The organism is Acinetobacter sp. YH12201 (assembly GCF_013418145.1).
Classification (GTDB): domain Bacteria; phylum Pseudomonadota; class Gammaproteobacteria; order Pseudomonadales; family Moraxellaceae; genus Acinetobacter.
Window position 1 is genome coordinate 1 of record NZ_VPCP01000099.1, and the last position, 9133, is coordinate 9133.

General features: G+C 39.2%; 12 protein-coding genes. 2 read left to right on the forward strand and 10 right to left on the reverse strand.

The genetic code is table 11. From position 1 onward, the window contains the following. Window positions 1-628, forward strand: a 628-nt coding sequence (locus tag FTU91_RS14435) for an IS3 family transposase (RefSeq protein ID WP_180082646.1), incomplete at its 5' end; no start/stop codon positions are given. A gap of 1756 nt (window positions 629-2384) precedes the next feature. On the opposite strand, the gene FTU91_RS14440 is transcribed toward FTU91_RS14435, so the two are convergent. The 10 genes from FTU91_RS14440 to FTU91_RS14485 form a co-directional block, all read right to left on the reverse strand. Further along, on the reverse strand, window positions 2385-2645 hold the full coding sequence (locus FTU91_RS14440; RefSeq protein WP_086194876.1) for a helix-turn-helix domain-containing protein: 261 nt from the start codon (window positions 2643-2645) through the stop codon (window positions 2385-2387). 193 nt (window positions 2646-2838) lie between these two features. Beyond that, a protein-coding gene (locus tag FTU91_RS14445; protein WP_180082648.1) for an IS5 family transposase occupies window positions 2839-3635 on the reverse strand; the annotation gives its coding sequence in 2 pieces (ribosomal slippage) (window positions 2839-3407 and window positions 3407-3635; 798 coding nt in all). 222 nt (window positions 3636-3857) lie between these two features. Beyond that, on the reverse strand, window positions 3858-4130 hold the full coding sequence (locus FTU91_RS14450; protein WP_180082650.1) for a hypothetical protein: 273 nt from the start codon (window positions 4128-4130) through the stop codon (window positions 3858-3860). A gap of 142 nt (window positions 4131-4272) precedes the next feature. Beyond that, window positions 4273-4890, reverse strand: coding sequence for a cytochrome b/b6 domain-containing protein (locus tag FTU91_RS14455; RefSeq protein ID WP_086194894.1), 618 nt, complete (start codon window positions 4888-4890; stop codon window positions 4273-4275). Between the two features lie 233 nt (window positions 4891-5123). Then, on the reverse strand, window positions 5124-5459 hold the full coding sequence (locus FTU91_RS14460) for a carboxymuconolactone decarboxylase family protein (protein ID WP_086194895.1): 336 nt from the start codon (window positions 5457-5459) through the stop codon (window positions 5124-5126). Window positions 5460-5513: 54 nt separating this feature from the next. Then, window positions 5514-5909 carry a rhodanese-like domain-containing protein gene (locus FTU91_RS14465; protein WP_086195123.1) on the reverse strand — a complete coding sequence of 132 codons (396 nt, stop codon included), beginning with the start codon at window positions 5907-5909 and terminating at the stop codon, window positions 5514-5516. A gap of 100 nt (window positions 5910-6009) precedes the next feature. Beyond that, entirely contained in the window at window positions 6010-6789 is a 780-nt protein-coding gene (locus FTU91_RS14470) for a sulfite exporter TauE/SafE family protein (protein WP_086194896.1), read from the reverse strand. 68 nt (window positions 6790-6857) lie between these two features. After that, entirely contained in the window at window positions 6858-7730 is an 873-nt protein-coding gene (locus tag FTU91_RS14475; protein WP_180082652.1) for an MBL fold metallo-hydrolase, read from the reverse strand. A gap of 2 nt (window positions 7731-7732) precedes the next feature. Next, entirely contained in the window at window positions 7733-8149 is a 417-nt protein-coding gene (locus FTU91_RS14480; protein ID WP_086176663.1) for a DUF6691 family protein, read from the reverse strand. Beyond that, window positions 8150-8566: a YeeE/YedE family protein gene (locus tag FTU91_RS14485; protein ID WP_180082654.1), complete on the reverse strand. Its 417-nt coding sequence runs from the start codon at window positions 8564-8566 to the stop codon at window positions 8150-8152. It lies immediately after the preceding gene. A 111-nt stretch (window positions 8567-8677) separates the two neighbouring features. Between FTU91_RS14485 and FTU91_RS14490 the strand changes: the two genes are divergently transcribed. Next, window positions 8678-8998 carry a metalloregulator ArsR/SmtB family transcription factor gene (locus FTU91_RS14490; RefSeq protein ID WP_180082656.1) on the forward strand — a complete coding sequence of 107 codons (321 nt, stop codon included), beginning with the start codon at window positions 8678-8680 and terminating at the stop codon, window positions 8996-8998. Window positions 8999-9133 lie beyond the last annotated feature (135 nt).

Genomic DNA, 9133 nt, shown 5'->3' on the forward strand with positions numbered 1-9133 from the left:
AAAGCTAGGTATACAAGGTGTTTGGCGGGGTAAGAACAAACAAACCACCCGTAGCCGAGATGACCAAAAACGAGCAGATGATTTAGTGAAACGTAATTTTACTGCTGATCATCCTGACCAACTGTGGATGAGTGACTTTACGTATATTCAAACAAATTCAGGCTGGGTCTATACCGCATTTGTTATTGATGTATTTTCACGTGCGATTGTTGGCTGGAAAGTATCAACACGTATGAATACAGACATGGTCCTGGATGCATTGGAGCAAGCATTGCATGATCGAGGCATGGCAAAGAATGTGATTCATCATTCCGACAGAGGTGTGCAATATCTTTCCATTCGCTATACCAATCGTTTAGAAGCAGCAAATTTACGAGCATCAGTCGGTACGACTGGTGATTCATACGATAATGCTTTGGCTGAAACGGTGAATGGCTTATACAAAACAGAGGTGATTGAATATCTAAAAGCAGATTGGCAAGGTTTAGCGGATGTACAACTTGCGACACTAAATTGGGTAGATTGGTTCAATAAAGAGCGTGTACATAGTGCACTAGGTTATGTATCACCTTTTGATTTTGAAGCAATGTACTATGATAAGATTAACCCGTTAGGTCAGGTGGCCTAACTTAAATAAAAAAGTCTCCGACAAACCCGGTACGGTTCAACCTATAAAATTGGTACGGTTCATATATCCACAGAGATTTATAACTAACCAGCACAGACCGACCATACCTTGTTTGAAAATAAAAAAGTGCCTGATGAAATAAGTATTCACCTATTTCAAGACTAAACCTCTGTGATGTACTTGTACAGAGCATGGAAAAACGCTTTGGTGCGGTCAGTTATTTGCCTCAGCCCGTTGAATGACCGACAGATAATGGCAGTTGTTATATTGCAAAATCGACATGGCAATTTGCGCATGCACTTGGCTTTCTTTTCTGATGTTGTTATTGCTATTTTTGGCGACTTGAGCATATTTCTGATTGAGTAAGAAAAATTATGCTTAACTTAAAAGGTTGTTTTTTGTACAGCACTTATAACCACTTAATTTTTTTTTTGTAACTATCTTATCAAAACATTTGTAATAGACCTTGTATCTTGGTTTAATTTTTTATTTCTAACAATTTAACTTAAATTTAAATTATTAAAACAAAAAAGTATATACTTATTACATCGTTATCTATCTAAATAAAAGTTTACCCCATATAATAATTATAATTTATTAAAATCTATTTCAACCCTATAATAACTTATATATTTAATTATATATATTTTTTAATATTATATAAATAAATAACAATATATTAGTTTTCTCAAGTGGATATATGATCTATTTATTTTTATACTTCTAATTAATATATTTTTATCATTTTATAAAAACAATAATATAAGATAACAATATCAAACCACCCCTAATTTATCATGTATACAAGATCACTCTATACCCCTCTATGGTCTTGTCCGTACTTTTGATCATTTTATATACTTGGATTATGTTACTACATCAAAATTTTACTGTTACCACATCAAAACCTGTATTTTTTAATTTCTGTTACCACATCAAAACCTGTTTTTTTGAAGTCTGTTACCACATCAAAACCTGTATTTTTGAAGTCTGTTACCACATCAAAACCTGTTTTTTTGAAAAATTGATCATTTTATAATCTGTATATAAATTACGGAATTATAATAGATTTATGAAAAACATATAATAAATTCATATATTCCAGATAATGAATAAAAATTTCAAAATTATTCTTAGACACAATATTCTTTATTTTTATATTTTAACTAATTTAAGTTTTTAATATCCGATGCAAAACTATATTTATCAAATTACAGGATGTAAATTTTATTTTAGACATAATCTATATTAAGAACAAAAAAATATAAATTTTATATTTTTCAGATTACTTATTTCATTTTTTTATTTTAATTTCAATTTATGAATAAGAATATTTTTCTTAAAAAGAATAACTTCATTTCAAGAGGGTGTTAATTAACAAAATTAGAGAATTATTAATAATACAATATTATAAAAATATAAATTAAACCTATTTTAAGTTAAGTTTTTTACCAAGAATATGTAAATATTATGTAAAATTACTGATTAAAAAATGTGAATATAATGATTAAAGATAGTATAAAAAACGGAGATTTATGTCTAATAAAGGGTAATTTCTGTAGAAATATTTAATAAAAACTCAATTAATTGTTATTTCTGATCTTTTTATTGATAATTTTTTGTATATACAGTGTTAAGGTGGTGTTAAAATGAGCAGCATACATTTTGAAACACCACCAAATATTTATCAGTACTGCTCACGAAAACTTGAATTAGCTTCAAGACAATAGATTTGAAACTTTCTAAACAGGTTGCCTTATTCATCATCTTCTTTAAATAAAGATTCAATTTCATCCCAGTGCGGAAATTTACGCATTTTTGGCACAACCTGAAATTGTAACTCTACACAATTAAGTACTTTTTCAAACAAATCAAAAGAGCCGGTGAAACGACCGTTTTCCATTTCAGAAATTGTTGTTTTATGGACTCCTGATTTTTCTGAAACTACTTTTTGTGTATAGCCTAGCTTTTTTCTTGCAGAGCATATTGCTTGCCCTATTTCTTTTCTAGAAGCCATATTACTTCACTCCCAACCATAATATTAGCTATATAGCGAACATCAGGTATTTTATGACTTATATTCGCCATATAACTAACTTTTTATCAGAAAAAACCTATAGGAAAGTAAAATTCTCACTAGATAAGGTTGAAAGTGATTTTGGAGTAAAGCGTTTTGAGTAAGTTATCTCATTCTTTTTTAGGGCATGTCCTCATTTGGCTTTGCACCAAATAAATATGCAGGCTATACGGATCATAGATTTATAATTGCGTGCTAGTTTATCAAATCGAGTTGCAATAGCACGGAAATGTTTTAATCTCGCAAAAGCATTTTCAACTAAATGTCTTAATTTATATAGATATTTATCAAATTCCTTATTTGATCTCTTACTGTTTGATCTCAATGGAATAATGGGAATCATATTCTTGTTCTTGTTCTTGTTCTTGTTCTTGTTCTTGTTCTTGTTCTTGTTCTTGTTGGCACATATTCTAATGTGCTTAGCATCATACCCCTTGTCAGCAATAAGATAAGTTGCCTCGCCTACAATATCAATCAGTTGTTTTGCAACTTGACTGTCGTGGACGTCACCCCCAGTGATTTTAAAATCAATCGGTAATCCATTCGCGTCGGTTGCAAGATGTATTTTTGTTGTTCGTCCACCGCGTGATTGTCCAATTGCTCTTTCGAAACCATGCCGAGCTCCACTTGCATGTTGATGCACGCGTATGTAGCTTCCATCAATGAATACCCATTCCTGATCCAGAATGCCTCGTAATCTAAAAAAAATTTATCCCATAATCCCTTACTTGCCCAGCGATTAAAGCGATTGTAAGCAGTTTGCCAAGGGCAAAGTTCTTGAGGAATATCACGCCATGTCGCACCCGTACGTAGTTTCCATAAAATGGCTTCCATGATATTTCTACTGTTTTTTGAACAGTAACAACCGTGTAATCGCATAGTATCTTGAATTTGCTGCCAAATATCATCGGTGAGAAGAGTACGTGCCATTGAAAAAATATAGAAATGAAAAGAGCTTAAAGCAGGATTTTAAGTATTTAAAACCAATTCTTCAAATGAGGACACGCCCTAGTACACGTAAGTGGTTTTTTTATATGGTGGGCCCAGACAGACTTGAACTGTCGACCAACGGATTATGAGTTGATTCTCTCACAGTAGAGTACATGCAGTATTGTTGCTGTGGTTTCAGACCCGTCATGCTACGAGCGATCACTAGTCAAACAGGGTATATAAAAGAATAATCAGGCCCATCAAAATGTACGGACATAAGTACAATGCCAAGGCAGCAGGCCAAGTCCAATCCCATCCATAATGTACCCCAAGCACACCCACAGTCGTGCCGACAACAGGAATCCCCGCTGTAATAATCGCCACGATTATTCCGAATACACCATGCCAATCAAGTACCTCATTGAAATAGGTATAAACTCCAAAAAACTGAATAATGGTGATTATCCAATAAGCTAAAAACTTAATTACTTTCATTACTCCACCACCCCATCAGAACTCATCCCATTTAAACGATCCATTCCATCAATGTTTTGTCATTTGATGTTATGAACCCTCTCAATGTGTCAAAGGAGATGTTTAAATCTCATCTCCTTCTCAGTTCTGCATTCATATCAGCTTAGCTCAAATAGAAAAACCAGAAAGCTATCAACACGCCCAGTGAAAATAGTGCAGCAAACAGGGTGAACCATGAATGTGATTCGGCTCCCCAGAACATCCGTTTTGCCAGCCATTTTTTAAGCAGAACACTATTCAGTGTCAGCGCTGTCAAATGCAGCAACACACTGGCTAAAAACAGATTGGCAAAGAGTTCATGAATTTCTTTTAAAGTGTGGCTATAGGTATAGTCGGTCAAAAAGCCGGCCAGCACCGTTAAAGGTAGCAGGAGAAAAATACCCAGTATGCTGAGCTGAAACAGGCTGGAACTGGCTGCTTTTAAAAATGTTGGCGAAATCCATTGCTGCGGCTGTGCCCAATAACGCTGCACAAAGGGCTTGATCACCTGCAATCGTCTGCTTGGCCCTGAAGGCTGAGTATGAGCCAGTCGGGGAGCGCCAAACTGCCATAAAATTCTTAATATCAGACTGATTCCGAGGGTATAGCCAAAGGCCATATGGATTTGATGCCATTCTTCTGCATCCCCGGTCAGATAAGCCCCGGTAAAACTCAACATGATGACAATATGCAGAAACCGGATCAGTAAATCCGTTGAAGAAGTGGTTGTACGCTGAAGCATAAGAAACCTGTGCTGACTTTATTTTAAATACAGCATAGCAAATCAAGCTGAGTTGAATCTTAAGATACAGCCAAAAAAAGTGCGCTGGTTGAAGCACACTTTTTAGTATGAGGAAATGTTATCAAGATCAATAGTATGAGGCCTCAATCATCAGTTTTTCTTGTGATTTATCGACCTGTTATTCCATCAGCTTGATTCTAAACTCGGCAGGACTGCCAGTGACCCGTATCCAATCAGCTGGAAAACTCTTTAAAGGCATCCAGTGCATTTGCAGCATACATCAATGAAGGCCCACCGCCCATATATACTGCAACACCTAACAGTTCTTCCAGTTCTTGCAGGGTCATCCCCATTTTGACCAAGGTTCTGACATGAAAACCGATACAACCATCACAACGCGATGCGACACCAATTCCCAAAGCAATCATTTCCTTGGTTTTGGGATCAATCACGCCGTCACGCATAGCCGTCTGGGACAACTGATTAAAACTTTTCATTAAATCAGGTGAATCCTGAGTTAAAGTTTTTAAACTGCCTGAAATGTTCTGGGTTAATTCTTTGTATTTCATTACTGCCTCTCACATTAAACAATCAACAATACGGTTTTTCATCTATTTAACGGCTTATTTTTCTACCGGATAGCCCTGCTCCAGCCAGGCCTGATAACCGCCATGCACAGACTTGACCTGGGTAAAACCCATATTCTGTAAGGTATCGGTTGCCAATGCGGAACGTCCACCCGTGCCACAGATCAGATAAATCGTCTGATCTTTAAGATGTTCCAGTGCCTGCAAGGTATCGCAATGATGGCTCGCCACAGGATGCTGGTGAATTCTCATTTCTAAAACACCACGAGGATAATTCACCGCACGGTCTATCGCTGCCGCCTGAAATTCATCCGGTTCCCGAACATCAATCAGAATGGTTTTATGGTTTTTCATCGCTTCAAACAGTTCAGCTACACTCACTTCCTGAATTCGGCTTTTTGCATTCTGGATCAATTGCTCTGCAGTTTTCATCATTTTCATTCTTCCTCAGCCATTAAAATCATATTCATATTTTATAAACTATGATCAGGTAGATTAAAAGCGGTTTAGTTTAAATTCCCAACCAGCTGTTTTAGCCCATGAGTGCTGAATAGATTAAATACATCGCCACCCCAATCACGGTCGTGGCAAAAATTTTCTGCACCTGATGACTGTCTATCCGGTGCATCGCACGACGTCCTATTAACATGCCCACAATACAGGCCAGAACGAAAGTCAGCGTGACCGAAACAGGGTATTGAAAGCCATCCAGTACGTGTACAGAAATACTGACACCGCCAATCAGGAAAATAATCATCAGCGAAGTTGCAACGATGCTGCGCATATCCAGGTCAGTCACTTTACGCAGTGCCGGGACAATCACGAACCCCCCACCCACTCCAAGCAAACCGGTCAGCAGACCTGCAACGACCCCAATAGCGCCGAGAGACAATGCTGTTTTCATATTCCAGATCAGGCGACCAGTCGTTTGATTAACCTTGCACAGTGCATTTCCATGATCATGGACCTTATTAAAGAATATCCGGTAAGCGATGATCAGCATCACCAAACTGAAAGCCAGCGTGAGCCATACAGGAGAGATAATTCCAGCCAAATGCACGCCATAACGCGCTGAAGGAATACTGATCAGTGCAATCCAGAGCGCGGCACGATAACGTACGATGCGCTTGGACAAACCTTCAAATGTTCCAACCAGTGCTGATAGAGTCACTGCCAGCAAGCCTACAGGTGCAGCCTGTGCTACCGTCCAACCCTGACTTGCCATCAGTGCCGGTACAGCCAGAATACCACCACCCGCACCGGTTAAACCCAGCAAGCCACCGATGGCCAGCCCTTCCAGTATCAACCACATCACACCTATACCTCTCTTGACTCCAGTGGTTCAACCAAAGAACCTACTGGTTTAATCCTGAAACTTGCCTATTTGAAGTAATTCAGCGGAAGCTTTAAATAAGAAACCCCATTCTCTTCCGGTTCAGGGAACTGTCCTGCTTTCATGTTGATCTGAATTGAAGGCAGAATCAGTTTGGGCATACTCAAACCTGCATCACGCTTGTTACGCATCTCGACAAATTCAGCTTTGCTCGTGCCATGATGAATATGAATATTGCGGTTTTTTTGCGTCTGGATATCCGTCTCACACACATAGCGATCACGCGTTTCTGGCAAATAGTCATGGCATAGAAATACCCGAGTACTTTCCGGCAATTCGAACAGGCGTTGTACCGAATCAAAAAGTATGGCTGCACTGCCGCGAGGAAAGTCACAACGTGCCGTGCCATAATCCGGCATAAACAAGGTATCTCCGACAAAGACCGCATCACCGATAACATAACTCAAGCAGGCCGGTGTATGTCCAGGGGTGGGAATGTTATAGGCTTCGATGGAACCAATCTGGAATTTCTCATCATCCTCAAACAGGTAGTCAAACAGCTGCTGGGCATTCCATTGCTTGATATCCAGATGGTAGATCGCAGCAAAGGTTTCCTGAACCATCGCAATTTTCTGGCTCATGGCGATCTTGCCCCCGAGCGCAGCTTTGAGATACTGCGCTGCAGTCAAGTGATCGGCATGGACATGGGTTTCCAGAATCCACTCGACGGTTAAACCTTGCGCTTTGACATAGGCAATGATCTGATCGGCATGTGTGGTCGAGGTGCTGGCAGATGCAGCATCATAATCCAGCACACTGTCAATAATTGCACAGGCTTTCGTTGAAGAATCACTCACCACATAACTGAAAGTATTGGTATCTTCATGGAAAAAGTCTTTTACAACAGGGAAATTTGACATGGTTAAGCTCCTGCCCACTTACGGTGAATCAACACGCCTGCAAGCATCGCGACAATAAAATACAGAACCTGATAATGCCCAAGACCAATCAAGGTAAAACTTGGTGCAGGACATATCCCGGCAATCCCCCAACCGATACCAAAGAGCAGGCTGCCCGAAATCAGTTTAGGATCAATCTTGTTATTCTTTGGCAAATCGATCGGTTCATTAAAGATCGTTTTCGGTGCCTGACTGCGTAGCGCTTTTTGAAAGGGAATAAATGCCACAGCAATTGCACCCATCATCACAAAAGCCAGGCTGGCATCCCAGTCGCCAAACAGATCCAGAAAGTCGAGCACTTTTTCCGGATTCGACATCCCAGAGACCATCAGCCCCACAGAGAACAAACCGCCGAAAATGAAAGCCAGAAAATTCTTCATTTAGAAAGCTCCTGTGATATGGCGAATGATATAAACCGTAACAAAACCGGCGAACATAAAGCTCATGGTGGCCAGGATAGAACGCTTCGATAAACGGCTCATCCCGCAAATTCCATGACCACTGGTACATCCTGAACCCAGGCGCGTACCAAAGCCAACCAGCAGACCCGCGATGATCATCATCAGCGGACTGGTGTTCAACTCGATCTCGGGCTGGACAAAAAATCCATAAATAAAGGGCGTGACAATCAAACCTGACATAAACCAGATTGCAGGGGTTTTAAACACGGTCTGTGGATTCAGTACCTGTCCAATCAATCCGCTGACCCCTGCAATACGGCCATGCACATAGAGATAGCCGACTACCGCTACCCCCAGTAATAATCCGCCGAGAAATGCGATGAGAAAATCATGCATAGTAAATCTACTCATTTACAATATATATTTTTATATTATATAATAAATATAAATATTCAAGCGAAAATGCTGATTTTTTTGTATCTCATCATGGCTTATCAGGACACCTACATGAACCCTGTACCGTTAAAAGCACAAATAGACTTTTCACAAGTTGATTTGGTCAGTGATTGTCTGAAAGTTTTATCCAACCCTGACCGTCTTAAAATTCTCTGTGTCTTGGTCGATGGCGAGCTGAATGTACAGCACATAGAACAACGTACGGATATCCACCAACCTACCTTGTCACAACAGCTGACTGTATTAAGAAACAGCCAGATCGTATCAACACGACGGGAAGGCAAACAGATTTTTTATCAATTCAGTGATATACGGGTGCTAAAAATCATGCAGACCCTATATGAAGTGTACTGCAGCCACGATTGTGATTGATATAACTCCCGTTATTTAAAACCTACTTAAACCTACTTACGTGGGTTTAATGTTTAATTCCTACTTCATCATCAAGAACCAATTGCTATTGCGCTTGGGATTACCTCAATTCCATAGGCTGTCACGGTGTAACTC